At 68.9% G+C, this 23757-nt stretch carries 25 protein-coding genes and 1 pseudogene; 12 read left to right on the top strand and 14 right to left on the bottom strand.

Translation table 11 applies throughout. The features are described from left to right. Positions 1–20: 20 nt before the first annotated feature. From DL519_RS43680 to DL519_RS43670, 3 genes are read right to left on the bottom strand one after another with little or no spacing between them, the layout of a single operon-like run. Complete coding sequence (locus DL519_RS43680; RefSeq protein WP_190823595.1) at positions 21–2180, bottom strand: xanthine dehydrogenase family protein molybdopterin-binding subunit; 2160 nt, start codon at positions 2178–2180, stop codon at positions 21–23. Beyond that, positions 2177–3139, bottom strand: a complete 963-nt coding sequence (locus DL519_RS43675; protein WP_190823594.1) for an FAD binding domain-containing protein — start codon at positions 3137–3139, stop codon at positions 2177–2179. Before DL519_RS43675 ends, DL519_RS43680 begins: the two co-directional genes overlap by 4 nt. Continuing rightward, positions 3126–3578, bottom strand: coding sequence for a (2Fe-2S)-binding protein (locus DL519_RS43670; RefSeq protein ID WP_190823593.1), 453 nt, complete (start codon positions 3576–3578; stop codon positions 3126–3128). The genes DL519_RS43675 and DL519_RS43670 overlap by 14 nt, the downstream gene beginning before the upstream one ends. 239 nt (positions 3579–3817) lie before the next feature. Here DL519_RS43670 and DL519_RS43665 point away from each other — a divergent pair, with 239 nt between their 5' ends. The 3 genes from DL519_RS43665 (at position 3818) to DL519_RS43655 (ending at position 5622) form a co-directional block, all read left to right on the top strand. Further along, positions 3818–4405: a TetR/AcrR family transcriptional regulator gene (locus tag DL519_RS43665; RefSeq protein WP_190823592.1), complete on the top strand. Its 588-nt coding sequence runs from the start codon at positions 3818–3820 to the stop codon at positions 4403–4405. A 48-nt stretch (positions 4406–4453) separates the two neighbouring features. Next, on the top strand, positions 4454–5035 hold the full coding sequence (locus DL519_RS43660; RefSeq protein WP_190823591.1) for a class I SAM-dependent DNA methyltransferase: 582 nt from the start codon (positions 4454–4456) through the stop codon (positions 5033–5035). 80 nt (positions 5036–5115) lie between these two features. Then, positions 5116–5622, top strand: a complete 507-nt coding sequence (locus DL519_RS43655; protein ID WP_190824579.1) for a metallophosphoesterase family protein — start codon at positions 5116–5118, stop codon at positions 5620–5622. A 761-nt stretch (positions 5623–6383) separates the two neighbouring features. Here the strand turns inward: DL519_RS43655 and DL519_RS48100 are convergent. Continuing rightward, entirely contained in the window at positions 6384–6599 is a 216-nt protein-coding gene (locus tag DL519_RS48100) for a cation:dicarboxylate symporter family transporter (protein WP_263399846.1), read from the bottom strand. A 93-nt stretch (positions 6600–6692) separates the two neighbouring features. Here DL519_RS48100 and DL519_RS43645 point away from each other — a divergent pair, with 93 nt between their 5' ends. The 4 genes from DL519_RS43645 to DL519_RS43630 all read left to right on the top strand — a co-directional run bounded on the left by DL519_RS43645 (position 6693) and on the right by DL519_RS43630 (position 11795). Next, on the top strand, positions 6693–7574 hold the full coding sequence (locus DL519_RS43645) for a formylglycine-generating enzyme family protein (protein WP_223840158.1): 882 nt from the start codon (positions 6693–6695) through the stop codon (positions 7572–7574). Between the two features lie 149 nt (positions 7575–7723). Then, positions 7724–8863, top strand: a complete 1140-nt coding sequence (locus DL519_RS43640) for a carboxylate-amine ligase (protein WP_190823590.1) — start codon at positions 7724–7726, stop codon at positions 8861–8863. Positions 8864–8961: 98 nt separating this feature from the next. After that, on the top strand, positions 8962–10065 hold the full coding sequence (tal, locus tag DL519_RS43635; protein WP_190823589.1) for a transaldolase: 1104 nt from the start codon (positions 8962–8964) through the stop codon (positions 10063–10065). Between the two features lie 287 nt (positions 10066–10352). After that, entirely contained in the window at positions 10353–11795 is a 1443-nt protein-coding gene (locus tag DL519_RS43630; protein WP_190823588.1) for a GntT/GntP/DsdX family permease, read from the top strand. 186 nt (positions 11796–11981) lie between these two features. On the opposite strand, the gene DL519_RS43625 is transcribed toward DL519_RS43630, so the two are convergent. From DL519_RS43625 to DL519_RS43615, 3 genes are all read right to left on the bottom strand, one after another. Beyond that, entirely contained in the window at positions 11982–13127 is a 1146-nt protein-coding gene (locus DL519_RS43625) for a magnesium and cobalt transport protein CorA (RefSeq protein WP_190823587.1), read from the bottom strand. A 208-nt stretch (positions 13128–13335) separates the two neighbouring features. Continuing rightward, positions 13336–13677, bottom strand: a complete 342-nt coding sequence (locus DL519_RS43620) for a hypothetical protein (RefSeq protein WP_190823586.1) — start codon at positions 13675–13677, stop codon at positions 13336–13338. Beyond that, entirely contained in the window at positions 13677–15164 is a 1488-nt protein-coding gene (locus tag DL519_RS43615) for an SDR family oxidoreductase (protein WP_190823585.1), read from the bottom strand. Before DL519_RS43615 ends, DL519_RS43620 begins: the two co-directional genes overlap by 1 nt. 165 nt (positions 15165–15329) lie before the next feature. Here DL519_RS43615 and DL519_RS43610 point away from each other — a divergent pair, with 165 nt between their 5' ends. After that, positions 15330–16691 carry a cryptochrome/photolyase family protein gene (locus tag DL519_RS43610; RefSeq protein ID WP_190823584.1) on the top strand — a complete coding sequence of 454 codons (1362 nt, stop codon included), beginning with the start codon at positions 15330–15332 and terminating at the stop codon, positions 16689–16691. Positions 16692–16753: 62 nt separating this feature from the next. On the opposite strand, the gene DL519_RS43605 is transcribed toward DL519_RS43610, so the two are convergent. From DL519_RS43605 to DL519_RS43585, 6 genes and pseudogenes are all read right to left on the bottom strand, one after another. After that, a complete protein-coding gene (locus tag DL519_RS43605; RefSeq protein WP_190823583.1) occupies positions 16754–16981 on the bottom strand; it encodes a hypothetical protein in 228 nt (75 codons plus the stop codon). A 311-nt stretch (positions 16982–17292) separates the two neighbouring features. Continuing rightward, positions 17293–17472, bottom strand: coding sequence for a hypothetical protein (locus DL519_RS43600; protein ID WP_190824660.1), 180 nt, complete (start codon positions 17470–17472; stop codon positions 17293–17295). A 66-nt stretch (positions 17473–17538) separates the two neighbouring features. Beyond that, positions 17539–17949 carry a VOC family protein gene (locus tag DL519_RS43595; protein ID WP_168584190.1) on the bottom strand — a complete coding sequence of 137 codons (411 nt, stop codon included), beginning with the start codon at positions 17947–17949 and terminating at the stop codon, positions 17539–17541. Between the two features lie 10 nt (positions 17950–17959). Beyond that, positions 17960–18052: pseudogene (locus tag DL519_RS48090) on the bottom strand (AraC family transcriptional regulator); the annotation flags it as partial. A 145-nt stretch (positions 18053–18197) separates the two neighbouring features. Continuing rightward, positions 18198–18794 (bottom strand): Rv1733c family protein, encoded by a 597-nt coding sequence (locus DL519_RS43590; protein ID WP_190823582.1) that lies wholly within the window; start codon positions 18792–18794, stop codon positions 18198–18200. Positions 18795–19017: 223 nt separating this feature from the next. Continuing rightward, entirely contained in the window at positions 19018–19275 is a 258-nt protein-coding gene (locus DL519_RS43585; RefSeq protein ID WP_190823581.1) for an SHOCT domain-containing protein, read from the bottom strand. Between the two features lie 121 nt (positions 19276–19396). On the opposite strand from DL519_RS43585, the gene DL519_RS43580 reads away from it, so the two are divergent. The 3 genes from DL519_RS43580 (at position 19397) to DL519_RS43570 (ending at position 20927) form a co-directional block, all read left to right on the top strand. Further along, positions 19397–19876 carry a universal stress protein gene (locus tag DL519_RS43580; RefSeq protein WP_223840157.1) on the top strand — a complete coding sequence of 160 codons (480 nt, stop codon included), beginning with the start codon at positions 19397–19399 and terminating at the stop codon, positions 19874–19876. A 370-nt stretch (positions 19877–20246) separates the two neighbouring features. Beyond that, positions 20247–20582: a hypothetical protein gene (locus DL519_RS48085; RefSeq protein ID WP_223840156.1), complete on the top strand. Its 336-nt coding sequence runs from the start codon at positions 20247–20249 to the stop codon at positions 20580–20582. Between the two features lie 72 nt (positions 20583–20654). Continuing rightward, the gene (locus tag DL519_RS43570) at positions 20655–20927 is read left to right on the top strand and encodes a hypothetical protein (RefSeq protein WP_190823580.1); all 273 of its coding nucleotides are present in this window, start codon (positions 20655–20657) and stop codon (positions 20925–20927) included. Between the two features lie 327 nt (positions 20928–21254). On the opposite strand, the gene DL519_RS43565 is transcribed toward DL519_RS43570, so the two are convergent. Continuing rightward, complete coding sequence (locus DL519_RS43565) at positions 21255–22295, bottom strand: LacI family DNA-binding transcriptional regulator (RefSeq protein ID WP_190823579.1); 1041 nt, start codon at positions 22293–22295, stop codon at positions 21255–21257. Between the two features lie 180 nt (positions 22296–22475). On the opposite strand from DL519_RS43565, the gene DL519_RS43560 reads away from it, so the two are divergent. Next, positions 22476–23654 (top strand): amino acid ABC transporter substrate-binding protein, encoded by a 1179-nt coding sequence (locus DL519_RS43560; protein WP_190823578.1) that lies wholly within the window; start codon positions 22476–22478, stop codon positions 23652–23654. The last annotated feature ends 103 nt before the right edge of the window (positions 23655–23757 follow it).

Here is a 23757-nt window from a genome sequence, read left to right as displayed (position 1 = left end):
GCAGTACTCGCAGGCGTCTCCTAGTCCAGGAGGTCCTCGATCGTGATCGGGATGTGGCGGACCCGGACGCCCGTGGCGTTGTAGATGGCGTTGGCGACGGCCGCTGCCATGCCGACCGTGCCGATCTCGCCCAGTCCCTTCGCGCCGACGGCGTTGTGCAGCGTGTCCGGGTACTTCACGAAGTGGACGTCGACATCGGGGATGTCCGCGTTCACCGGGACCAGGTAGCCGGCGAAGTCGGCGTTGGCCAGCCGACCGCTCTCCTCGATCTCCAGGGCCTCGTGCAGCGCGGCCGACACGCCCCAGATCATCCCGCCGATGGCCTGGCTGCGAGCCGCCTTCTCGTTGATGATCCGGCCGCAGTCGAACACGCCGAGCATCCGCGACAGCCTGGTCTCGCGCGTCCACTTGTGCACGCGGACCTCGCAGAACTGGGCGCCGAAGGAGCTGAACGAGTGCTTCGTCAGCTCCTCGCCGGGCGCCGAGGAACCGGTCGCGGAGATCGACGAGCGGCCCACCGCCCGCAGCACCTCGCCGAACGTCATCGCCCGGCCGTCTTCGGCCAGCACCCGCCCGTCCTCGTAGGAGAGCTCCGCGCCCTCGAACGGTGCGCCCGGTGACGACGTCAGCGCGAGCAGCGCGTCGATCACCTCGGTGGCGGCGATCATGACGGCCGAACCCGCGCTCGCCGTACCCGTCGACCCGCCGGACATGCCACCGGAGGGCAACGCCGAGTCGCCCAGCTTCGGCGTGATCCGGTCCGCCGGGATGGCCAGCGATTCCGCACCCACCAGGGCGAGCACGGTCAGCAGGCCGGTCCCCGGGTCCGCACCGCTGGTCGCCACCACGGCCGTGTCGTCTTCGCGCAGGGTGATCTCGACAGTGGCGGGGAACCGCAGGGCCGGGAACATGGCGGTGGCCACACCCATGCCCACGAGCCAGTCGCCGTCGGCGCGACCGCGCGGCGAGCGGTTCGCCCAGCCGAACCGCTCCGCGCCGACCTGGAAGCACTCGTCGAGGTGCTTGCTGGACCACTGCAGGTCCTTGCCGGGCGGCGCGAGCGAGTTGTTCCGCAGGCGCAGCTCGATCGGGTCCATGTTCAGCGCGACCGCCAGTTCGTCGATCGCGCTCTCCAACGCGAAGGACCCGGGTGCCTCCCCCGGCGCCCGCATGTACGTGGTCGGCGGGATGTTCAGCGGCACGATCTTCTGGCTGATCGACAGGTTCTGGGTGGCGTACCACTCCCGCGAGGTGCCGTGCGAGGTCGGCTCCACGAAGGACCGGTCCGCCGGCGTGCTGCACCACGAGTCGTGGCGCAGCGCGATCAGCGTGCCGTCGGCATCCGCGCCGAGGGAGATCTTCTGCACCGTCGCGGCGCGGGTAGCCGTCGCGGTGAAGACCTGCTCCCTGGTGAGCGCGGCCTTGACCGGCCGGCCGAGGGCCTTGGCCACGGCTGCCGCCAGGAACGCCGGTGCGGAGGTGCGGGCCTTGCCCCCGAAAGCCCCGCCCACGAAGGGGTTCAGCGCGCGGACCGACGAGCCCTCCAGGCCCAGCGCGGCGGCCAGTTCGCCCGCCTGCAGGTGGGAGCCCTGGTTTCCGCTGTAGATGGTCAGGCCGCCGGAATCCCACACCGCGACCGCGGAGTGCGGCTCCATCGCGGCGTGGTTCTGGGTCGCGGTGCTGTAGGTGGCCTCGACGACCACCGGGCTCGCACCCAGAGCGTCCTCAATGGACTCAACGTCGTCCGCGAGGACCGTGATGTCCTCGTTGGAGGGTGCAGGTTCGGCCGAAGCCAGGCCGTCCTGCAGCGAGGTCAGCGCAGGACGGGCGTGGTAGGTGACCTCGATGAGCAGCGCCGCGTCCCTGGCCTGCTCGAAGGTCCCGGCCACCACGAAGCCGATCGGCTGGCCGTAGTAGGTGACCTCCCGGTCCTGCAGCGGAACCCAGGTTTCGCCGAAGACCGGGGAGCTCGGCTTGCGCAGTTCCAGCGGGTCGAACGGCGTGTACACGCCGAGCACGCCGGGAGCGCTCTTCGCAGCCGTGACGTCCATGGCCTCGATCTCGCCGTGCGCGATCGTGCTGAGCACGACGTACCCGTACACCATGCCGGGGAAGTTGTTGTCCGCCCCATACTTGGCCTGGCCGGTGACTTTCAGCGGGCCGTCCAGCCGACTGGTCACAGGCGGCTCCCTTCGGTCAGTTCGAGCAGTGCGCGGACGACGGTCCGCTTCAGCAAGGACACCTTGAAACCGTTCCCGGACAACGGCCGAGCACCGTCGGCCGCCATGGATGCCGCGTCCTCGAAGGACGCCAGGGTCGCGGGTGCACCGCGCAGGGCATCCTCGACCGCGGGCAGCCGCCAAGGCACGGTCGCCACGCCGCCGGCCGCCACCCGGGCGTCGACGATGCGGGAGTCCTGGACGTCCAGCGCGACCGCGGCGGAGCACAGCGCGAATTCGTAGGACTGCCGGTCCCGCACCTTGACGTAGGTGGAACGCGCCGCCCAGTCCAGCCGCGGCACCAGGACCTCACCGATCAGTTCGCCGGGGCGCAGATCGGTTTCCACCTCGGGCGTTTCCCCCGGCAGGCGGTAGAAGTCGGCCAGCTTGACCGTGCGGCCCCCGGTGGCGCTGACCAGCCGGAGCTCCGCATCGAGCGCGACCAGCGCGACCGCCAGGTCGCTGGCGTGCGTCGCCACGCACGAGTCGCTGGTGCCCAGCACGGCGTGCATCCGGTTCGCCCCCGAGATCGCGGGGCAGCCGCTGCCGGGTTCCCGGCGGTTACAGGGCGTGGCGATGTCGCGGAAGTACGTGCAGCGGGTGCGCTGCAGCAGGTTCCCGCCGATGCTGGCCATGTTCCGCAACTGCTGGGAAGCGCTCTGCAGCAGGGCGCGGGAGATCGCCGGGTACACACCAGCGTGCTCGGCGACGTCGCTCATCCGCTCCAACGCGCCGATCCGCAACCCGTCGCTCGTGTCGATGCCGCGCAGCGGCAATTCGTTGATGTCCAGGACTTGTTGCGGCGTGAGGACGTTGAGCTTCATCAGGTCAACGAGGGTGGTCCCGCCGGCCAGGAACGTGCCGGGTGAAGCGAGCGCGGCTTCGACGGTCGGCGGTGCCGTGAGTTCAAAGGGACGCATCAGCCTGCCTCGCTTGTTCGACTGCCGCGACGATGTTCGGGTAGGCCGCGCAGCGGCAGATGTTGCCGGACATGAACTCGCGGACGTCCTCGATGCCCTGCTCGACCGCGGCTACGGCCGACATGACCTGCCCGGACGTGCAGAACCCGCACTGCAGGGCGTCCTGGTCGACGAACGCCTGCTGGATCGGGTGCAGCCGATCCCCGTCGGACAGGCCCTCCACCGTGGTCACCGGCCGCTTCACGGTGGCGGCCAGGGTGAGGCACGAAAGCACGGGCCTGCCGTCGACGTGCACGGTGCAGGCTCCGCACTGCCCCCGGTCGCAGCCCTTCTTCGGGCCGGTGACGCCGAGGTGTTCCCGCAAGGCGTCCAGCAGCGTCACGCCGGGATCGACGGTCAGCTGTTCCGTCCTGCCATTGATTTCGAGTGAGATGTCCACTGGATCTCTTTCCCGCAGATCGCCCGGATGGGACGAGTATGGCGACGTGGGTTGTCGTGGTGGGAACTGCGCCGATACCATCACTGAACCGGATAATAATCCGGTTCGGTTCTCGGAAACCACGCTAGCGGATTCTTATCCGCTCTGCAACGAGAGCGCTCGCCCGAAGGTTGCCCCAGGTCGAGCGCGGTCGGTGCATTACATTCCGGGGAGGACGCGGCAGCCAACCGGGAGGGACGATGACGACGGGCGCGGTAAGTCCCCGACGCGCGGACACCCGGCGCAACCACGAGCGCATCCTCACCGCGGCGGCGAAGTCGCTGGCCGGCTCGGGCGAGATCTCGTTCAACGCCATCGCGAAGCAGGCCGGCGTGGGCGTCGGCACGGTGTACCGGCACTTCCCCGCTCCCGAAGCGCTCATCCTGGCGGTCTACCAGCGCGAATTCCGGCACCTCGTCGACGTCGTGCCGCCCCTGCTCGAGCAGCACTCCCCGCAACAGGCGTTCCAGATCTGGGTCACCGACCACCTGACGCACTACATGATGACGAAGCGAGGCCTGGCCAGGGCCCTCGGCGCCGCCAGGTCGTCGCACGGCGAACTGCCCGCCACCGCCCACGAGGCGATGGTCGGCGCGGTCGCCATGCTGCTGGATGCCAACGTCGAGGCCGGAACCGTCCGCGCCGACCTGGATCCGGAAACGGTCCTGCGCGGGCTGGGCGGCCTGTTCTACCTCGAACCGAGCGGCGACTGGCAGGGCCCGACCGCCAGGCTCATCGACCTGCTGTGGCGAGGTATGTGCACGGGCGAAGGCCACCCGGGAAGCTGACCGCGGGCGCCCTCTCACCTCCCGGACGCGGCTTGCGATGATCGAGCCATGACTGGAGGAACCGGACGCGACGCCGCCCCGAGCGGCCGCACTGCGTGGGACGGCGACGACTACCAGCGGCACTTCGACGGACTGGCGGCTTCCGGGGCGGACGTGCACGGCGAAGCCGACTTCGTCCGCTCCTACTCCCCAGCGAACGTCCTCGACGCCGGCTGCGGAACCGGCCGCGTGGCCATCGAACTGGCCCGGCGCGGCATCGAGGTCCTCGGAGCCGACCTCGACAGCTCGATGCTGGCCACCGCCCGGCAGCTGGCCCCGGGAATCCCGTGGACCCAGGCCAATCTTGCCGAACTCGACCTCGGCCGGACCTTCGACGTGGTCGTGATGGCCGGCAACGTGCCGCTGTTCACCCCGGTCGGCACCCAGGAGGCACTCGTGGCGGGCGTGGCCCGCCACGTGCGCCCCGGGGGAAGGCTCATCGCCGGCTTCAGCCTCGACCGCGGCTACCGGATCACCGACTACGACGCGCACGCCGCAGCGGCCGGGCTCACGCTGACCGACCGGTTCGCCACTTGGGAACGAGCCCCCTTCACCGACGGCGACTACGCGGTATCGGTCCACACCCGCTGACCACCGCAGGTTCCGCCGCGGTCGCAACGAGCCGCACCGCACTGTGGCGCACCGGCACCGGGCTCGTCGACACTCGGGGCATGCACCTGCTGCTGCTCGCCGACACGCACGTCCCGAAACGCGCCAAAGCCCTGCCGGATAAGGTCTGGGACGCGGTGTCAGCCGCCGGCATCGTCATCCACGCCGGCGACTGGGTCGATGTCGCGCTGCTGGACGAGCTGGAGGCGCGCAGCGCGCGGACGATCGGGGTGTACGGCAACAACGACGGTCCAGAACTGCGGAACCGGCTTCCCGAGATCGCCCGCGCCGAGCTGGACGGGGTCCGGCTCGCGGTGATCCACGAGACCGGCCCCGCTCAGGGACGGGAGGCCAGGTGCGACCGGTGGTTCCCGGACACCGACGTGCTCGTGTTCGGGCACAGCCACATCCCGTGGGACACCACCACGCCCGGCGGTCTCCGACTGCTCAACCCCGGTTCGCCCACCGATCGCCGCCGCCAGCCGCACTGCACGTACCTGACCGCTGAGCTCTCCGGCGAGCAGATCGGAAACGTCGTGCTCCACCGCCTACCGCCGCGCCCCGGTTGAACCCGACGCTCAAACCTCGCTTGTTGCGGTACGCACCCCTTAAACCGCGCAGGAAGGTGGTCGAGACTACCGGCACCTCAGCTGCCACGCCCGGCATCCGGTCGACGCGGCGATCAGCCGGTCGATGCCACTGCGATGTCGTCGAATGTGCCGCAATTTCAATTGCAAATCGAAGATCCGATTTCCATTGAAATTGCGGAAGTTATCCACAGGCGTCGGCGTGTCGTGGTGCGACACGCCGACGAACCGCAATTTCCATTGAAATTGCGGAGTGGTCAGACGCCGAACACGGGTGGCGCGGTCTTGGGCATGTCCTCGAGCCAGATGTCGTGCTGCTCTTTGAGCCACCCGGGGACGCTCGTGATCCTGGTCCTCGCTGCCTTGGCCGCGCTGACCGGCCGCGCGCGGGCGGGGAGCTCACGGTGCCCCCGTTCATGAACAGGACCTTCTTGTCGAGCATGAACAGGCGCTCGAAGGCGGCGGCAGCGCGGCCGGTAGCGGGGTGGCCGGGGTGCCCCCAGCCGGGGAAGCCAGTGCCAGCCCGGAAAGTCCGGCGACCGCCGCACCGGTTCCGGCGAATCGGAGGAAACCTCGCCGGGAGAGGTCCGGCGCGATCTTGCTGTCTCTTCTCGACACTGCCGTATCCCTTCTGATCGACGCGAACCGTTCAGCGGGAATCGGCCGTAAACCGTCGTTCCAGCGGGAGATGACCACGGAGGCGACGACGTTGCAGAAGGTGCAGGTGGCGACGGCCATCGACATCACCGGTAGACGCCGAAGAGGATCGCGACGCCTTCGATCGGGAGGTACCCGGTGGCGGTCACCGTCGAGGCGAACACCACGAAGGTGCCACCGGAGACCGTGGCCGCGCCCTTGGAGGTCAGCAGCATGATCAGCAGCAGGCCGAGCTGCTGTTCGAGACCCTTCGGCACGCCGTAGGCGTTGGCCAGGAACAGCGTGCAAGGCGCCATGTAGATCGAGGTGCCGACCCGTCATATGCAACCCTGCGATGACGACGTTGGCGAGGAACATCGCGATCCGCCGCGCGACCGAAGTGGAGGTGCACGGCGTTGTCCGGTTGCTGTCCGCCCGCGAGAGCGGGCGATGCCCTTCCCGACCGGATCGTCCCCGGGCACGGGCTCGACGAAGGACCGCTCGTCAAGCTCCCCGGCGGCACGTTCCGCATGGGCACGGACGATCCCGACCGTATCCCGGAGGACCGGGAAGGCCCAGTACATCCCGTCACCGTCGCGCCATTCGCGATCGACGTGCACTGCGTGTCCAACGCTCGCTTCGCCGCGTTCGTCGACACCACGGGCTACCACACGGACGCCGAACGCTTCGGCTGGAGCTACGTGTTCGCGAAGTTCCTCCCCGGGCGCATCCGCGGGGCTTCGCCGCGCCCGGACCAGACACCGTGGTGGTGTGCGGTGCAAGGTGCGTTCTGGCGATGCCCGGAGGGACCGGGCAGCGACGTCGAGGACCGCTGGAACCACCCCGTCGTGCACGTGTCCTGGCACGATGCCGCCGCCTACTGCGCCTGGGCCGGACGGCGGCTGCCGACGGAAGCCGAATGGGAGTACGCGGCCCGCGGTGACCTCGACCAGGCCCGCTACCCCTGGGGTGACGAACTGACCCCGAACGGGGAACACCGGTGCAACATCTGGCAAGGCCGGTTCCCCGTGCACAACAGCGGGGAGGACGGGCACCTCGGCACCGCCCCCGTCGACGCATACCAGCCGAACGGCTTCGGGTTGCACAACGTGTCCGGCAACGTGTGGGAATGGTGCGCCGACTGGTTCGACCCGGGCGAGCAGAGCCGGTCCCTGCACGGCGGTTCGTACCTGTGCCACGACTCCTACTGCAACCGCTACAGGGTCGCCGCACGCACCGCGAACACGCCGGACAGTTCCAGCGGCAACACCGGATTCCGCACAGCGGCCGACGTGTGAGCTTGATTCGACGGGCGCCGCGACCGGTGCTCGGCGCCGGGCCGAGCGCCACGGTTGAACCGGTCCTGGAGCGGGTACGGCATCGGCAACGGTCTGTTCACCCCACGTGATCGGCCCGGCCGAGCACGTCCTGCCAGCGGGGAGCGGAAATGGTCAGGCCAGGCGATCGGCCAACCCTGCTCACCCTGGGAGTCGAGGAGGAGTTCCTCCTCGTGGATCCGGAGACCTTGCAGCCTGCGGGCAGCGGGGTGGCTGTTTCGCGCGTCCGGCAGGACGGCGGTGAAGGTGAGGTGCACCCCGAGTTGGCTCCCGCCCAGATCGAGGCGGCGAGCTCGGTTTGCCGCGACCTCCACGAACTGCGCCGGACGTTGATCCAGCTGCGCATGGAGCTCGCCACCGCCGCCGCCGAGCACGGCTGGCGACTGGCCGCCATCGGGGCGGCGCCGACCGGGCAGCCGGGACCACCGCCGGTCACCGACACGCCCCGATACCGGCGGATATACGCCGAGTACGGCCCGATCGTCGAGGGGCAAGGGGTGTGCGGGTGCCACGTGCACGTGGGCACTCCCGACCTGGAGTCGACGCTGCGCGCGAGCAACTGGCTGCGCCCGTGGCTGCCGGCCCTGCTGCTGGTCACCACGAATTCGCCGTTCTACCGCGGCGTCGACACCGGCTACGCGAGCTGGCGCTTCGCCCTGTGGTCCCGGTTGCCGACCGCGCGCCCGGCGCCCCACTTAACCTCGGTGGCGCACTACCGCGGCATCCTCGACTGCCTCCTGGCATCCGGAATGGTGATCGATCCTGGCATGCTCTACTGGTATGCGCGACCTTCCGCGCACGTCCCGACCCTGGAGGTTCGGGTCGCCGACGCCGCCGCGACCGTGGACGAGGCCGTGTTGCTCGCCGGGCTCACCCGTGCATCGGTGACCGCCGCGCTCGCACCGGACGAGCGGCTGCGCGGCCCCGAACACGTTGATGACCAGATGCTGTGGGCCGCGTGCTGGCGCGCCGCCCGGTACGGGCTCGAGGGAGATGCCTTGGACGCCACCACCGGTCGGCTGGTCCCCGCTTGGCAGCTTCTGACCGGTCTGGTCGAACACCTGCGCCCGGTGCTCGAAGACAACGGCGATCTCGAGTTGGTCACCCAGCTGTTGCAGACCTTGCGGGCGCGCGGCAGCGCCGCGAGCCGCCAGCGTTCGGTGTACGGCCGCCGCTTCGACATCAGGGATGTCGTCGACCACGCCGTGACCGAGACGTGCCGCACGCGAGTCTCCGAAAACAGGCCCTGACCAGTCGTTTCGACTTCGCTCCCCCGCTGGGGGCGGATCACGTGTTTTCGGCGGATCTTCCGGGTAGGTCCCTGTATATGACTCGGACAGGAGATGCCATGAGGACACCACTGCACGCCTTGGCAGAGCACGGACAGAGTCCTTGGGTCGACTACTTGTCCCGGCGGTTCGTCCGCGACGGTGACTTGGCCGGGCTCGTGGAGCGGGGATTGGCCGGCGTGACGTCGAATCCCACGATCTTCCAGGGCGCCATCGCGGAAGGCGACTACTACGACGACCAGCTTCGCAAGTTGCTGGCCACCGAGACCGACCCCAAGGAGGTCTTCCTGGCCATCGCGCGCGAGGACATCCGGTCCGCGTGCGACGTGCTCCGCCCGGTCTTCGACCGCAGCGGGGGCACCCGGGACGGATGGGTCTCCTTGGAAGTCGACCCGCAACTGGCGAATGACACGCAGGCCACCATCGACGAGGCCGCTCGCCTGCACCGGATGATCGATCGCCCGAATCTGTTCGTGAAGATCCCCGGTACGCAGGCCGGCCTGCCGGCGATCGAGGAAACGATCGCCAGCGGGATCCCGGTCAACGTGACGCTGCTGTTCTCCCTGGAGCGGCACCGCAGCGCCGCCGGGGCTTACTTGCGGGGGTTGCGGCGACTCCGCGACAACGGCGGGGACCTGCGGTCGGTCACGTCCGTGGCGTCGTTCTTCGTCTCGCGGGTGGATACCGAAGCCGACCGCCGGCTGGACGCGATAGGCGGGCACGACGAGATCAAGGGCACCCTCGCGATCGCGAACGCCAAACTCGCTTACCAGACCTACGAGGAGTTGTTCACCGGTGCCGACTGGGAAGAACTCGCTGCGGCCGGCGCGAGCCCGCAGCGCTGCCTCTGGGCCTCCACTTCGACCAAGAACCCGCAGTACCGCGACGTTCTCTACGTCGAAGAGCTCATCGGTCCCCAGACGGTCAACACCATGACGAGGGAGACGCTGCAGGACTTCCAGGACCACGGGCACGTCGCGAACACGCTGGAACGCGATGTGGACGAGGCCCGCCGCACCTTCGACCGGTTCGCCGCCGCTGGTGTCGACTACGACGACGTGACCGCCGTGCTGGAACGCGAAGGAGTGGACAAGTTCGCCGCCTCGTTCCGGAAGTTGTTCGACGAGATCACGCACAAACGCGACCAACTGGTGCGGACGTGAGCGCCCTCGGTCGAACTGCGCGCTAGGACGTGTTTTATAAGCGGCGACAGCCGCTTGCGGTGTGGGACTCAACTGGCACCGCCGCGGGTTCTCAGGGGTCCTTCTCGCGAGGACAGCCCCGCCGTGGTGAATTGGCATTCATGATGTCGGGGATCCCGCTGCGAGAAGGCCTCTGAGATTCCGCTACCCGCACCGCTACGCAAACCACTTTCGAAACAGGCCTTAGGAACGCCGCAGTGGCAGGTCCATGCTGGACCCACCATTGCCGTGGCGCGAAGGAGCGCGACATGTTCGACTCGGCTACTTTCGCCGCAGCTGACGCGATCCACGAGCCGTGGACCGGTCACGACACCCAGACCCTCGTGGTGGCGGCGATCGGGATCGCCATCGTGGTGCTGCTGATCGTCGCGGTGAAGATGCACGGCTTCCTCGCGCTGACCATCGGATCCCTGTTCGTCGGGATCGGGTCCGGCATCGGGCTGGGCAAGGTTGCCCTCTCGTTCGAGAAAGGCGTGGGCGACGTGCTCGGCAGCGTCGGCGTGCTGATCGTCCTCGGTGCGATGCTCGGCAAGCTGCTCGCGGACTCCGGCGGCGCCGACGAGATCGTGGACAAGATCCTGACCGGCGCACGCCACGGCCTGCCGTGGCGGATGGCGCTGATCGCCTTCATCATCGGCATCCCGATGTTCTTCGAGATCGGCCTCGTGCTGCTGATCCCCGTCATCATGCTGACGATCCGCCGGTCCAGGCTGCCCGCGATGTACCTGGCGATCCCGGCCCTCGCCGGCCTATCCGTCCTGCACGGCTTCGTTCCCCCGCATCCCGGGCCGCTGGTGGCGATCGCGAACCTGCACGCCAACGTCGGCATCACCCTGGCCATCGGCCTGCTCATCGCGGTGCCCGCCGTGATCATCGCCGGACCGCTCTACGCCGGGGTGGCGGCGCGCCTGGTGCCCATCGGCGCCCTCGGCGCGGGCGGAGACCTCATCGCGCGCGGGTCCGCAGGGTCTCCGGGCGGTGGCGAGGCGTCTGGGGCGGCATCGGCCGAGGGCGAGCGCACGCGCCGCCCGAGCTTCACCTGGACGCTCGTCACGGTCCTCACCCCCGTGGTGCTGATGCTGGTCCGCGCCGCGGCCGACGTGTGGATGAGCAAGACCGCGTGGATCTACCCGTTCCTGCAGTTCATCGGGGAACCGATGGTTGCGTTGCTGATCGCCGTGCTGCTGGCGATGGTGACGTTCGGTACCGGTGTGGGCTTCAAGCCGCGCACCCTGACGACGAAGCTCGGCGAGAGCCTGAAGCCGATCGTCGGCGCCACGATGATCGTCGGGGCCGGTGGTGGCTTCAAGCAGGTGCTCGTGGACGGCGGCGCAGGCATCGCGATCGGGAAGGTCGCCGTGGCGTTGAGCCTGTCCACGCTCGTGCTGGGCTGGCTGGTGGCTGTGATGGTGCGGCTTGCTACCGGGTCGGCCACGGTCGCAACCGTTACGGCGTCGGGCATCGTGGCCCCGTTCGCCGCCGACCTGCCGCCGACGCACCTGGCTCTGGTCGTGCTGGCCATCGGTGCCGGCTCGCTGTTCTTCTCCCACGTCAACGACGCCGGCTTCTGGCTGGTCAAGGAGTACTTCGGCATGACCATCGGGCAGACCATCAAGTCCTGGTCGGTGATGGAGACGATCATCTCCGTGGTCGGGCTCGCCCTGACGCTGCTGCTGTCGACCTTCCTCTAGCGCCCGTTGAGAGGCAACGAAATTCGGTCACGAAGCAGTCCGCCGGACTGACAGGATTCGAACCTTCTCCCCCAGCCCCGGCCAGGTCCATAAGAGACAGCCAATTGCGAAAACCTTGAAGCAGCAGGACAAACCCCGTGCAGCATCGGGTTCGCCGGTGACGGACGGGCCGTCACCCGGCGGTGGTCAGAGCCAGCCGCGGCGTTTGAAGATGACGTACAGGCCGAGGCACACGGCGGCCATGAGGACGAGGGCGAAGGGATAGCCGAGCCCCCAGTGCAGTTCGGGCATGGCATCGAAGTTCATCCCGTACACCGTGCCGATCAGGGTGGGGGCGAACAGGATCGCGGCCCAGGCGGAGATCTTCTTGATCTCCTCGTTCTGCGCGTAGCTGGCCTCGGTCATCTTCTTGATCTCTTCGTTCTGGGCCTGGGTGACCAGCGTGGCGTTGACCGTGAGGATGTTGTCCAGCATCTGCCGGAACCCGTCGACCCGCTCGGCGACGGTGGTGGCGTGGTCGGTCACGTCCCGCAGGTACCGCTGGAGCTCCTCGTCGATGCCGTACTTCTCGAAACCCGCCTCCAGGCTGCGCAGGATCCCCAGCAGCGGGCCGGTGGCCCGCTGGAACTCGATGACCTCGCGCGAGAGCTCGTAGATCCGCCGCGACACGTGCGGATCGGCGCCGAAAACCTCGGTCTCGATCTCGTCGATGTCGTTCTGCAGCCCGGCGATCACCGGCGCGTAACCGTCGACGACGTTGTCCAGCACCGCGTAGAGCACCGCCTCCGGCCCCCGCCCCAGCAGGTCCGGGTCGGCCTCCATCCGGTGGCGCACCGCCGCCAGGTCCGGCGCCTGGCCGTGGCGGACCGTGAGGACGAAGTTCGGGCCGATGAACAGGTGCAGTTCGCTGAAGCTGACTTCCTCGGGCTCGTCCAGGTAGCGGGCGGCCCGCAGCACCACGAACAGCGTTTCGCCGTAGCGCTCGATCTTGGGCCGCTGGTGGGCGACGATCGCGTCCTCCACCGAGAGCTTGTGCAGGCCGAATTCCTCGGCCGCGGCCAGCAGTTCTTCCTCCGCGGGCCGGTAGAGCCCGATCCAGGCCATGGTGCCGTCCGCGCCGGGCAGGTGCCGGTACGTCTCGGCGAGGCTGGACGGCGTCGCCACCCGGCGCCCATCCCGGTAGATCGCGGTGTCCACCAGCGGCCGATCCGCCAACGGCACCTCTTCGGCCACGTGCGGATCCATCGACCGCTCCGGCGCCCGTGCCCGATCATCCGGGTTCGTCGCCCCCCGGACGCGCTTGGCCCGGCGCAACGGCCGCCACTCGGACATCGCACACCTCCTGGACGATCAGGGCAAGCGTTGGCCACGGGACGCAAGCGCGTCCCGGTCGCCACCGCGCTGAGCGTACCCAGTGCCATCCGGGGTTCGTCGGAGTCGGCCGGTCCACCGGCCCGTTAGTCAGCTGTGCTCGCCGGCCTGCTCGATGATCGCGCGAAGGCTCGCGACGAGATCGTCCGCGCTGGGCTCCTTGTCCTGCTCACTTGGGACGGTCGAGTTGCTCGCCGTGGTGTTCCAGCAGCGCCGCCAGTCGCCGCACCTCGGCCGCCACCGTCGGATCCTGGTCGCAAACCCGGTCCGCGAGGTGTCCAACGCAGGTCACCACCGCTGCGCAGCACCGCAGGATGTGCCCCCGCGCTTGCGGGGAAGACCAACACTCCTCGTGCTCCAGGCAGTTGCCGACCAGCCAGCACGCCAGGCTGAGCTCGTGGACGATCTGGTTGTGCAGCCCAAACACTTCTTCGTCGTACATGCGTGGAGGGTGCGGGATGTCGCGGACTTCGGCCCGCCGAATCGGCGGCCTGCCCGGCAACCGGATCATCAGCAGCGCCGATCGGGCTCACCGCGCGAGGCTGCGCCGAGGATTCTGCGCGCCATGCCACCGAAGACCAAGCCGTGGAAGGGCGCGACACCCCACCAGTACACGTGTCCGAGCAGCCCCCTCGGGATGAAGACCGCGCACTGCCGGTAGCGCGCGCCGCCGTACGCGGGTTCGACGGACAGCTCCAACCACGCCCGTCCGGGCACCTTCATCTCGGCGCGCAGCCGGAGAAACCGGCCGTCCTCCATCTTCTCGACGCGCCACCAGTCCAGCGCGTCTCCGGTGCGCAGTCGTTGCGGATCCCGCCGGCCGCGGCGCAGGCCGACCCCACCGGCCAGTCGGTCGATCCACCCCCGCACCGCCCACGCGAGCGGGAACGAGTACCACCCGTTGCGACCGCCGATGCCCTCGACGACCCGCCAGACGTCCTCCGGGGACGACTTCGACGCACCCTCGCGCACGTCCCGGTAGACCGTGCCGCCGGACCACGGTGGGTCCGTTGGAAGCGCCTCCCACGGGGCATCGGTCGGCGAGGCGTCCGCCCACCGCGTCTCCACCTCGCCGCGCTGAATCTTGCGCAACGCCATCGCGACAGCGTCCCGGAAGCAGGTCAGCCCGCCCTCGGGCGGCGGAAGTCGATCTCCGACGTCGTGGTCGGAGCAGACCGCCTCGTTGATCAGCGATTGGATCAGCGGCGCGCCGATGCTGCGCGGCACCGGCGTGACAATGTTGATCCAGTAGGAGCTGAGCTCGGGCGAGAGGACCTTGACCGGCAGCATCCGCCGCCGCGGCAACCCGGCCACCGCGGCATATGTGTTCATCATGTCCGCATAGGTCAGCACGTCCGGGCCGCCGATGTCGAAGCTCCGGTTGACGTCGGCCGGCAGGTCGGTGGCGGCGGCCAGGTAGTGCAGCACGTCCCGCACGGCGATCGGCTGGACCCGGTTGCGCACCCAGTGCGGCGTGACCATCACCGGCAGGCGCTCGGTGAGGTAGCGCAGCATCTCGAAACTCGCGGAGCCGGAGCCGATGATCACCGCCGCCTGCAGCACCGCAGTGGGCACCCCGCTGCCCAGCAGGATCTCCCCGACCTCGGCACGCGAGCGGAGGTGCCCGGAAAGCTCCCCGGAAGCGGGATGCACACCACCCAAGTACACGATCCGCGAAATCCCGGCCCGCTCGGCCTCCCGAGCCGCGATGGACGCCGAACGCCGGTCCAGATCGTTGAAGCCCTTCTGCTGCAAGGAATGCACGAGGTAGAACAGGACATCGGCACCGTCGCAGGCGGCGCGCACCGCGTCGGCGTCGAGCAGGTCCCCGCGCGCTACTTCCACCTGGTCCCGCCACGGCACGTCGCGGAGCTTCTCCGGCGAACGGACCAGGCAGCGCACTCGGTGGCCATCGGCGAGCAGACGCGGCACGAGCCGACCGCCGACGTAACCGGTCGCTCCAGTCACCAGGCACAACTTCGATGCACCAGCCGCCATTCCGCCAACCCTACCGTTCGACGTAGTCCGCAATTTCCATTGAAATCGAACCTTCGATTTCAATGGAAATTGCGGAAATTGCGTCCGTCGGGCCCCATCCGCGATCCGGCCGACTGGCTGGTAGCGTCGGTCAGGTTCCGGTGTAGCAGACGAGGTCGAGGCCAATTGCGCACGACGATCTGCCTTTTCACCCGCGATCTGCGGATGCACGACAACCCCGTCCTGCACCACGCCGCGCGGGCCGATCGCGTGGTTCCCCTTTTCGTGTTCGACGAAACGTTGCTCCGGCTGCCCTTCACCCGGCCGAACCGGATCGCGTTCCTGCTGGGTTGCCTGCGGGACCTCCGGAGATCGCTGGGCGAGGCCGGCGGCGGCCTGGCCGTCCGGCACGGCACCCCGTCCGTCGAGGTCGCCCGGCTGGTCGACGAGGTGGGTGCGACGGAGGTACACGTCGCCGCGGACGTCAGCGCCTACGCCCGGGCCCGGGACAACGGGCTGCGGCTCGCCCTGGCCGACCGCGGCTGCCCGCTGCACGTCCACGAAGCAGTGATCACCGCACACCCGCCGGGCCGCGTCACGCCGGCCGGTAACGACCACTTCGCAGTGTTCACCCCGTACTTCCGGCGCTGGGTGGAAACGCCGCCGCGGCGCACCGCTGCGGCACCGGAGGCGCTGCGGATGCCCGATGGCGTGCGGACCGGGCCGATGCCGGCCCGCGAGGACCTCTGCCCGGGCGAGCTGTCCCCCGACCTGCCCCGCGGCGGGGAGACCACGGCTCGGCAGCGGATGCTGCGGTGGTTCGAACAGGGCGTTGCCGATTACGACGAGGGGCACGATGACCTCGCGGGGGACGCGACGTCACGGCTGTCGCCCTACCTGCACTTCGGCTGCCTGTCGCCGGTGGAAATCGTCGCGCGCGCCGGCCGCAGCGAACCCGAACGCGCTTTCGTCCGCCAGCTCGCCTGGCGGGATTTCCATCACCAGATGCTGGCCGCGCGGCCGGGGTGCAGCCACCTCGACTACCGTTCCCGGGGCGACCGGTGGCGCGACGATCCGGTGGCGTTCCGGGCGTGGCGGGACGGACGCACCGGCATACCCATCGTCGACGCCGGGATGCGCCAGCTCAGCCGAGAAGGCTGGATGCACAACCGAGCACGGCTGATCACCGCCAGCTTCCTCACCAAAACCCTCTACCTCGACTGGCGGCTCGGCGCGCAGCACTTCTTCGACCTGCTCGTCGACGGGGACGTCGCCAACAACGACATGAACTGGCAGTGGGTCGCTGGCACCGGGGCCGACACCCGGCCCAACCGGGTGTTGAACCCGATGCGCCAGGCCGAGCGGTACGACCCGAGCGGCGGCTACATCCGCCGGTACGTGCCCGAACTCGCCAGCCTCCCGACGGCCGCCCTGCACGATCCCCGGCGCATGGATCCGGCCGAACGCGACCGGCTCGGCTACCCCGCGCCGCTCGTCGACGTCGACGAGGCCAACGCGCACTTCCGCAACACGCGGGGAAAGTCCTGACGCCGGAACCGCGCGAAGAGGCCCGCTGAATCTTCCATGCAGATCTCGCATGTGTTGCCGGGTCATTTCGCGCGAGCGGTGCTTCGCTCGCGGCGGCGCTTGGCGGTGTACGGCAGCACGAACAAGTACAAGCCGGTGAACAGGAGCAAGGCGAGCGGCAGCAGCGGCACGTAGGACACCCAGATGACGGGCTTTTCCTGCGCCAAGGCGACGGTGGTGATGATCACGGTCGCCGTGAAGGCGATGGCCAGCCAGCGGTGGCTCTGCCGAATCCACTTGTTCCAGTTCATCTGGTACTCCTCTGAAGACGGGCGGCCCTGGACACCGGCGACCTGCCGGGGTGGGGACGTTCGGTTGCTGGTGGACGTTTGGTGGTGGCGATCGACGGCAGCAGCGCTGCAACTCGTTCACCCCGGATGGCGATTCCGCCGTTGAGCGTTCGCGATGTCCACGGCAGTCACGCTAGGCGCGGCTCGGGGATCGACGCTTCTCAATTCCTGACCGGTCTGGTCACCTGTTTCGCCACGCACGACGGCATCCCGGCCGTCGCGCGCGCCGCCCGGCACCGATGGGCGCTGGACGGAGGGCCGGGCTCACGCGATCACCGGTTCCTGCGCTTGGCGAGCAGCAGGACGCACGCCACGGCGCCGAGCGCCCCGTCCCCGTCCCCGTCCCCGTCCCCGTCCCCGAGGTAGGAGACCGCGAAGCCGAGGACCAGCCGCCGGAACACCCGATTGGCCAGCACCGGCCGGTAGGCGGCGGGGACGAGGCGTCGGCGCACCGAGGGCACCTCGTCAAGATGCGCCTGAGATCTATCTCGTCCCAGCTGTCAGCCTTTCCTGCGGGCTCAGCTGAGCTGGTTGATGCGGATCAGGTTGCCCGCAGGGTCGCGGACGGCGCAGTCGCGAACGCCGTAGGGCTGCTCGGTCGGCTCCTGTACGACCTCGACGTCGCTGGCCTGCAGCCGCTCGAAGGTGCCGTCGAGGTCGGTGGTGGCCAGGGTGATGATGGCGAAGGTGCCCTTGGCCATCATCTCGGCGATGGTGCGGCGCTCGTCGTCGGTGATGCCGGGGTTGGCCGCCGGCGGGTACAGGACGATGGACGTGCCGGGCTGGCCGGGAGGGCCGACCGTGATCCAGTGCATCCCGTTGTACCCGACGTCGTTGCGGACTTCGAAGCCGAGGATGTCGCGGTAGAAGGCCAGCGACGCGGCCGGGTCGTCGTGCGGGAGGAACGCATTGTGGATGGTGATGTCCATGGCAGTCACGCTAGGTGCGGCTCGGGGTCGGCGCTTCTCGATTCCTGATCGGTCTGGTCACCTGCTTCGCCACGCACGACGGCATCCCTACCGTCGCGCGCGCCTCACATCGGCTGGCGGGTTCGCGAGCCGCCCACCGGACCGCGCGCCGGGACGATTCCGAGAAGTCGAACCCGACAACGACAGGTTTGCTCATCCCCATCACCCTCGAACACCCCGCGCATCCCACCGGCCTCCCAGCTACGCCCTCAGTGTTCCAGCCACTTCGGTTCTACGATCGCCCACTCGCGGTTCCAGGCACGCTCGGCGCATGCGTCGGCGATCCCGCGCACGCACCAGATCAACCCGGCGCACAGCAGTTCGCCCGCAACCACGATCTCGAAGGCGACCGCGCCCGCAGAGGCCCGCAGCTGGGCTTCGCTCGGCGGCGCGACCGTGATGCGATCTGCCGTGTCCACCCACAACCGGACCTTGCCGCCGAGCACGGTCTTCGCCGGGACAGCTGCGGCGTCCACACGCGCCCTGCCGTCCGTACCGGTCCACGAAACGTCTGCCGAGTAGCTGGTGGTCTCGTGCTCGGCTCCGCTGATCACGTGGGCGACGGGCGCACTCGTCACGACGGCTTCCACCGGTCGCCTGGTCGACGCGGCGACCGCAGCCTCGCGCGCATCCTCGGCGTAGTTCGCGTTCCCGGCCGCGATCGCCGCCGGGACCATCAGCACGGCGGCACCGAGCAGCACGAGGATCGCGAAAGCCACGACTCGGTCCAGCCGGCGCCTCAACGGATTCCGCCCCAACGCGTGGGCGAGCCACCGAACGTCGGCTCGCAGTGAGTTGCCGTCCATCACGTACTCCAGGCAGGTTCGCTCCCTTCCAGGATTGGGCCGCCTGCCCAAGCGGGATTAGGGCATTTCGTCATCGAGTCCAGGGCCGGGGCACCGTCGCCGAGCCGCGGCCGCCGCGTGTCCACTGTGGTCATGGATCCGACCAGGAGACGCCCTCGCCCGTCCGGTTTCGCAGTGCTGGCCGGACTGCCCGCCAACGCCACCGTGCGGACGCATCCGCACATCATGCTCTCCGGCGGTCGTGCTCCGACAAAGCCTGCAGCCGGCGGCGGTACTCCTCCTCGTCGATGTCGCCGCGCGCGAACCGCTCCGCGAGGATTTCCTCCGCTCGGCCGGTCCCGCGCTCAACGCGTCCGGTGCGCCCGAGGTAACGGACCACCGCGACGATGGCGGCGATGATCAGCACCCATAACAACACCATGCTCACCGTCGTCACCACGAACCCCCACGCACCCATGCCGTGGCCATCCCAGTAGGGCATCTCGACCTCCCCGGGCATCCCACCCGTGTCGACGATTCCGCACCACCGATGCGCCAGGTAGGGCTGATGGTCACCTGCCGGGGTCGAGGCCGATCGACCCTTCCGCGCGCTCGGGTGGCCCATGCAGAGTGGGCTGCGCACGGTCGTCGCGAACGGGCACGGGGACAGCATGAGCGAGCAACGCGACTACTCGATCGTCGTCGGCGTCGATGGCTCACCGCCGTCCCGGAACGCTCTGCGGTGGGCCGTCCGCCAAGCGCGCTCGAACCACGGCCACGTCACCGCCGTCATGTCCTGGGAACTCCCCGAACTCTACGACTGGCCGATGCCCACCGCCGAAGAATGCGACCGCGCAACGGAAAAGGCGCTCGCGGCCGTCATCCGCGAAACCGTCGACGACGTCGAAGCCGCCGCGATCCGGGGAGAAGTGGCTCGCGGCCACCCGGCCAAGGCTCTGCTGAAAGCGGCGCAATCGGCCGACCTGCTGGTAGTCGGCTACCGGGGAGCGGGCGGCTTCGCCCACGCCCTGCTCGGCTCGGTCAGCCAGTACTGCGTCAGCCACGCCCCCTGCCCCGTGGTGGTGGTCCGCGACCACACATGACTCCGGTGGCATCGTGGCACCGGCAGGCCCCCGGACGGTCGATTGACGTGATACGGCCAGTCCGGACGATCGATCACGTAAAGCGAGAAGAGGTGTTCAACCATCGTGCCGAGCCGAGGAGTAACCGAGTACGGCAACCGTCCGCGTGCACCCCAATCCAGCTTGAGTACAGCGTCGCGAAAGACGACACACAGACATGCAACCTGTACGGTGCCGAAGAGCGTTGGACGTCGAAGCAACAGCCTACGGTGTTCGGGGACGCATTGAAGCGATCGCTGCACCTGGTGCACCTGGTGAAGGTGCGCGGTATCCCCGGTTCAAGTCCCGCAACGGGCGCCAGTCGGCGCATTACACCCGCTCGGCGTTCCGGATGCGCGAGGGACAGCTTTTCCTCGCCAAACAGGCCACGCCGCTGCGGTTCGTGTGGTCCTGGGATGCCGGCACGTTCGCCGCGCTGAATCCCACCATGGTCGTGGTCTCCCGTGACGCGGACGGTCGTTGGTACGTGACGTTCCAGGTCGACACCGCCGACCCTGAACCCACGCCGGAGGCCGACGAACGGCCGAGCTTGCGCGAGTTCTTCCTGCGCGCGCCCGCGGTCGGGCCCGCGCTGGCCCTCGTCGTGGCCGTCGCGGTGTTCTCGGTGTGCCCCGACACGTTCCTGAACCCGGACAACCTGTCGCTGGCGTGCAGCAGTCGCTGGTGATCGCCACTCGCGCTCGGCCAGATCCTGATCATCCTTACCGGCAGGATCGACCTGGCCAACGCCTCGGCCGCGGTGGCCACCCTGATCACGACCAAACTGGCGCTGGGCGGCGCGCCAGTTCTCGTCGCGCTGCTGCTGGGAATCGCGGCCACGGCGGCCATCGGCGCGGTGGTCGGAACGCTGGTGATTTTTGCGTTGCCGGCTGACGGAATCCCGGGGGCCGGGCTTGTGGCGGTTCGGTTTGGGGTTGATCCGTACCCGAGTTTGACCGGTAGTCGCTTTTCGCTGGCGGATGCGGGATTCGTCTCGGTCGGCCATTCGCCTAGGGGGTGTGGACGGTGGTGATCGCTGCGTTCCGACGTGGCCCGTGCGCGATTTTCGGGGCTATAGCGCCCGAAACCGCTCACGACACTCGCGCTGGTGGTGTGGTGGTGGTTGGATGTCGCCTTCGGCGTGCCCTGGTTGTCGGTGCTGCGTCGTGGCTTCCGGCGCTTTCGCTTCCGCGACTTGGGTTCTTGGGTTTCGGGCCGGGTGTTTCACCTGATCAAGCGACCATAAAAGACGCGCGGGACTGGGGCACTCCTGGCGATGCTGTGGAGCTGATGTGAGACGAGGCGAGCTTTCTCGCGCGCAATCGGCCGTGAAGCAGGAACAGTCAACAGCTTTGAGGGCTCAGCGCTTGCGGGGCGGGGGTGGCGCGGTGGACTCGCGCACCACCAGGGAGTGCGTCGTGGTGCGGCGGCGGGGTCGGGCCGACGGTTGCTTCAGCGCGAGGAGCAACGCCTGCTCCCCCATTTCCGCCATCGGCAACCGCACCGTCGTCAGGGCCGGCGACAGGTGCTCCGCGACAGCCACGTCGTCGAAGCCGGCCACCGAAATGTCTTTCGGCACAGCCATTCCGCGCGCTCGCAGGGCCGCGAGGACACCGATCGCCATGTCGTCGTTGAGCGCGATCACCGCCGTCACGTCGGGATGATCGTCGAGGACGCGCTGCATGGCCTGCGTGCCGCCGTCGCGCGTGAACGCTTCCTCGATGACGGGAATGTCCTCGATCGGCAGACCGGCCGCTTCCAGCGCCTGCGCGGCTCCCGCGAGTCGATCGGCCACCGTGGTCAGGATCCGTGGCCCGGCGACGAAGGCTATCCGCCGGTGTCCAAGGGAAAGCACGTGTTCGGTGATGGACCGGCCGCCCGCGGTGTTGTCCGGCAGCACCGCGTCGGTGCCGAAGTGGTGGCGTCCGATCACCGCGACGCGGCCGCCGGTTTCCTGGAACGCCTGGAGGTCCTGCTTCACCGCCGCCTGCGTCCGCGCGTCCACGAAACCCGAGCCGGCGATGATGATCGCCCGGACCCGGTTGGCGATCAGCGTGCGGACCTGGACGAGCTCGTTCTCCGGGTCGCGCCCGGTGTGGCAGATCTGCACGGTCAGGCCCTGCTGCGCGCCGACGCGCAGCACCCCGCTGGCGATCTCGGTGAAGTAGGGGTCGCCGATCTCGTGCACGAGCAGCCCGACGCTGGTGCTCGCGCCGCCGGCCAGCGTGCGGGCGTGCACGTTGGCGACGTAGCCCATCTGCGCGGCGACTTCGCGCACCCGCTCGGCGATGGCGTCGCTGACGCCCGCGGACCCGGACAGCGCCCGCGACGCCGCCGCGATCGACACCCCGGCCCGCTCGGCGACGTCGATGAGCCTGAGCCTCGCGCGTTGCTGTGGCATCCGTGCCCCCTTCCGCTCCGGTCCGCCTCACGGACCGCGCCCACCATCATGATCCGTGGCCCTTGCCACGTCGCCCGATGGTTCCTATTCTGCCGTAAGCGCTTACGAAAACGCTTGCGGATGCCTCCCAACGACGGGTGGACCATGAAAATTTCACAACGTCTTCGACTAGGTGTACTCGTGACCAGCGCGAGCCTCGCGCTGACCGGCTGCCTCAGCTCGGGCGCCGGAGGCAACGACGACAGCATCCAGATCGGCATCTCCCTGCCCCTCACCGGCGACTTCTCCGAGCCCGGCAAGGGCGTCCGCCGCGGTTACGAAGCGTGGGCCGACTACGTCAACTCCCGCGGCGGGTTGTTGGGCCGCAAGGTCGAACTGACCATCCTCGACGACCAGTCCAACGCCGACCGCGTCGCGGCCGACTACGAGAAGCTGATCAACCAGGACGGCGCTGACCTGGTCTTCGGACCGTTCTCCACGCGCCTGGTGATCCCGGCCGCGCAGGTCGCCAAGGACTACGGCTTCCTGTTCGTCGAGCCGGCCGGCGCCGCCGGGGAAGTGTTCAACCAGGGCTTCGACAACCTCTTCTACGCCGCGCCCGCGGTCGCGGAGGACCACTACAACCACTTGGCCGCGGCGATCCTGGCGATGCCCGCCGGCCAACGCCCGAAGACCGCCGCTTACGCCGCGATGGACGACCCGTTCGCGCAGGGCACGGCCTACGGCTTGAAGGGCAAGCTCGAAGCGGGCGGAATCCGCACGGTGGTCGATGAGGTCTACCCGCCCAACACCACGGATTTCGGTTCCATCGCGGCCAAGATCGCCGATTCCCGCGCGGACCTCGTCGTCGGCGGAACGCAGTACCAGGACGCGGTCAACCTCATCCTGGCGCTGCGCCAACTCGGCTACCAGCCCGCGATGGCGGCCTTCTCCACCGCACCGACCAACCCGGAGTTCGCCAAGGCGATCGGCGAGCAGACCGAGGGAATCCTCTCCCCCACCGGCTACACGCCGGACGCGAACTTCCCGTCCAACAAGGAGTTCGTCGAGCACTACACCTGGATGTTCAACTCCCCGCCCAACGAGGACGAGGCCAACGCGTGGACCACCGGGCAGGTCGTGGCCGCCGCCGTGCAGGCCGTCGGTTGCGCCGATCCGGCCCCCGACTGCCAGCGCAGGCTCATCGACTGGCTGCACCACAACGAGGTGGACACGGTGGTCGGCAAGCTCAGCTGGGACGCCACCGGAAAACCGCGCGGCGCGCACCTGATCCAGCAGTACGTCGGCGGCCGGATCCGCATCGTGCTGCCCGCGGAGACCAAGGAAGCCGACCTGGTCCACCCCAAGCCGGCGTGGTGAGGCATAAGAGACTGGTTTGGAAGTGGTCTTTGTCTTTGTCTTTAAAGCGGCGCAGCCGCTTAGCCCACCCTCGCAGCCGGCACCGCCGCGGGTTCTCAGGGGC

Origin of the sequence: Saccharopolyspora pogona (assembly GCF_014697215.1) — a bacterium.
Lineage (GTDB): Bacteria > Actinomycetota > Actinomycetes > Mycobacteriales > Pseudonocardiaceae > Saccharopolyspora > Saccharopolyspora hattusasensis.
This window is presented reverse-complemented; position numbering and strand designations above follow the sequence as displayed.

What these genes read in the sequence shown, in the direction of transcription:
- DL519_RS43665 (WP_190823592.1), top strand. Translation starts at nt 3,818, where the DNA reads ATGACGACGGGCGCGGTAAGTCCCCGACGCGCGGACACCCGGCGCAAC.
- DL519_RS43565 (WP_190823579.1), bottom strand. Translation starts at nt 22,295, where the DNA reads ATGCCACAGCAACGCGCGAGGCTCAGGCTCATCGACGTCGCCGAGCGG.
- DL519_RS43655 (WP_190824579.1), top strand. Translation starts at nt 5,116, where the DNA reads ATGCACCTGCTGCTGCTCGCCGACACGCACGTCCCGAAACGCGCCAAA.
- DL519_RS43615 (WP_190823585.1), bottom strand. Translation starts at nt 15,164, where the DNA reads ATGGCGGCTGGTGCATCGAAGTTGTGCCTGGTGACTGGAGCGACCGGT.
- DL519_RS43580 (WP_223840157.1), top strand. Translation starts at nt 19,397, where the DNA reads ATGCAGAGTGGGCTGCGCACGGTCGTCGCGAACGGGCACGGGGACAGC.
- DL519_RS43620 (WP_190823586.1), bottom strand. Translation starts at nt 13,677, where the DNA reads ATGATCCGGTTGCCGGGCAGGCCGCCGATTCGGCGGGCCGAAGTCCGC.
- DL519_RS43675 (WP_190823594.1), bottom strand. Translation starts at nt 3,139, where the DNA reads ATGCGTCCCTTTGAACTCACGGCACCGCCGACCGTCGAAGCCGCGCTC.
- DL519_RS48085 (WP_223840156.1), top strand. Translation starts at nt 20,247, where the DNA reads ATGCGCGAGGGACAGCTTTTCCTCGCCAAACAGGCCACGCCGCTGCGG.
- tal (WP_190823589.1), top strand. Translation starts at nt 8,962, where the DNA reads ATGAGGACACCACTGCACGCCTTGGCAGAGCACGGACAGAGTCCTTGG.
- DL519_RS43585 (WP_190823581.1), bottom strand. Translation starts at nt 19,275, where the DNA reads ATGCCCTACTGGGATGGCCACGGCATGGGTGCGTGGGGGTTCGTGGTG.
- DL519_RS43640 (WP_190823590.1), top strand. Translation starts at nt 7,724, where the DNA reads ATGGTCAGGCCAGGCGATCGGCCAACCCTGCTCACCCTGGGAGTCGAG.
- DL519_RS43590 (WP_190823582.1), bottom strand. Translation starts at nt 18,794, where the DNA reads ATGGACGGCAACTCACTGCGAGCCGACGTTCGGTGGCTCGCCCACGCG.
- DL519_RS43660 (WP_190823591.1), top strand. Translation starts at nt 4,454, where the DNA reads ATGACTGGAGGAACCGGACGCGACGCCGCCCCGAGCGGCCGCACTGCG.
- DL519_RS43630 (WP_190823588.1), top strand. Translation starts at nt 10,353, where the DNA reads ATGTTCGACTCGGCTACTTTCGCCGCAGCTGACGCGATCCACGAGCCG.
- DL519_RS43625 (WP_190823587.1), bottom strand. Translation starts at nt 13,127, where the DNA reads ATGTCCGAGTGGCGGCCGTTGCGCCGGGCCAAGCGCGTCCGGGGGGCG.
- DL519_RS43605 (WP_190823583.1), bottom strand. Translation starts at nt 16,981, where the DNA reads ATGAACTGGAACAAGTGGATTCGGCAGAGCCACCGCTGGCTGGCCATC.
- DL519_RS43595 (WP_168584190.1), bottom strand. Translation starts at nt 17,949, where the DNA reads ATGGACATCACCATCCACAATGCGTTCCTCCCGCACGACGACCCGGCC.